At 42.6% G+C, this 1,853-nt stretch carries 2 protein-coding genes; one reads left to right on the top strand and one right to left on the bottom strand.

The features are described from left to right. Positions 1–41: 41 nt before the first annotated feature. Complete coding sequence (locus QUB24_RS33320) at positions 42–1,292, bottom strand: transposase (RefSeq protein WP_333157857.1); 1,251 nt, start codon at positions 1,290–1,292, stop codon at positions 42–44. A gap of 64 nt (positions 1,293–1,356) precedes the next feature. Here QUB24_RS33320 and tnpA point away from each other — a divergent pair, with 64 nt between their 5' ends. Continuing rightward, positions 1,357–1,770 carry an IS200/IS605 family transposase gene (gene tnpA / locus QUB24_RS33315; RefSeq protein ID WP_333157856.1) on the top strand — a complete coding sequence of 138 codons (414 nt, stop codon included), beginning with the start codon at positions 1,357–1,359 and terminating at the stop codon, positions 1,768–1,770. The last annotated feature ends 83 nt before the right edge of the window (positions 1,771–1,853 follow it).

Genomic DNA, 1,853 nt, shown 5'->3' with positions numbered 1-1,853 from the left:
TTGACACTCCCTGTGCTGAAGCAACAGGGATTCTAAAGAAACTACCAAAAGGTAATTCTTGAAGGCGCTGTCAATGCGCCCCTACAAACTCCGTTAAGGTCAAGCCCTAACATCGTCTCTACTTTTCTCAATATGTTACCTGCTCCATTGCAGTCAGCATTGATGTACCAATTTTTCGCACTCGTCCTGTACAAACCGCGTTTTACCCGTCTACCCGTTTCTTTCCACCCTTCGGGTTTTTCACCGATTTTAGGTAGAAAATCACGGTCTACAAATGATGCTTTAGACGTGTAACTTTCTTCAGTTTCCACAAACTTAATGCCGTATTGTTCGCACAGTTGAGCAATACGGTTTTTCAGTCGTGCCGTAGGAATTTGAACAAACTGTTGATTTGTTTTTTTGCCCATACTAGCAGAATCTTTCTGCCTTTTATTCCACCCGAAAACGATAACACCGATTTCGTTTTTGATGCAGTGATCAACGACTAAACGAGCTGCTTTATTTACGGCATCGCGCATTCGGCGGTTTCGCTTTTCAGTTAATCGCGCCAATTGATGCGACCAAAAACCATTATGCTTGCCCTCCATCAAAGCTGCTACCCGCTTGTTATACCACTGATTAACCGACTTCAAATGCTTGCCATCAATGATAAAGCTTGTCCCTGAGTTGCTGACGCAAGTAAGCCAGTTACCAATACCGTGATCGATACCTAAAGCTTTTTGGCTGTCTACAGCAGTTTGGAAGCTAACTGTTTTGTAAACAAACTCGGCGTAAAAACAGCCATTTCTGGGTAGAATTCTAATTTCTCTAATATCGGCATAGTCTAAGTTGGTAGGCATGGGGATTTGAAAGCTCTTCAGTCCAAACCAAGTTGTTACTTTTTGACCCAGAGGGATTGAAACTTGGCCGTCAATCAACTTTTTCCCAAGCGCTTGCTTCGGATAAGCGATCAAATGAAATCCACCAGGAGTGCGGTAGCCAGGAAACTTTGGCCTGTTTTCGAGCTTGCCCTCCCAAAATAATTTAATTAGTCCTTTGAAAGATTTTACTGATTCACCAACAGCACCACAAGTCTGCTGAGCAGCTTGAGCGCATAATGCCCCGTAATGAGGATTGCGCTTTAATGCGTTAATTATGTCAAATGGACGGACACAAGTGTGAGCCTTAAAATAAATTTGGCGAGCGTAGTATACCGCACAATTGTGCAGTTTGTTCGATTCTTTGCAAATGTATTCTAGAACCGCCCGGAGTTCTTTATCTGGCTTGAGCAGGATTTGTTGACACCCAAACATTATTTAAGTTTTGTCGTTGTGATATGTTGAGTATACACTATCAATCAACGGAGTCAATCACTCTATGGCGAGTTTGTCAAAAAAAGATTTAGAGTATCGGCACGAGAGTAATGCTGTCTCGCTAATCAATATGCACTTTGTTTTTATCCCTAAACGCCGTAAAGCCGTACTGGTAGGCAAAATCGCGGAACGACTGCAAGAAATTATTTTCGAGGTAGTGACGGAAAACAGATGGAAAATTATTGCTTTGGAAATCATGCCAGATCACGTACATTTACTGGTTAACGTTAAGCCGACTGATTCTGCTAGCTTCGTTATGCAGAGGGTCAAAGGTAGGGCTTCGAGTTATTTGAGGAAAGAATTTCCTGAGTTATTGAAATTGCCTACTTTATGGACTCCCAGTTACTTTGTCGGCAGTGTTGGCAACGTCTCAACCGAAACTGTGAGAAAATATATCGAAGGACAAAGGAATAAATAATACGAAACACTCGTAGCCTAAAGGCTACAACTGCGTTTCATCCCCGGCTTAAAAGACCGGGGTTCTCACGCGAGGCGCTATAG

Source organism: Microcoleus sp. B9-D4, assembly GCF_036705105.1.
Taxonomy (GTDB): domain Bacteria; phylum Cyanobacteriota; class Cyanobacteriia; order Cyanobacteriales; family Microcoleaceae; genus Microcoleus.
Note: the sequence above shows the minus strand (reverse complement) of the source record. Positions and strands in the feature narration are given on the sequence as shown.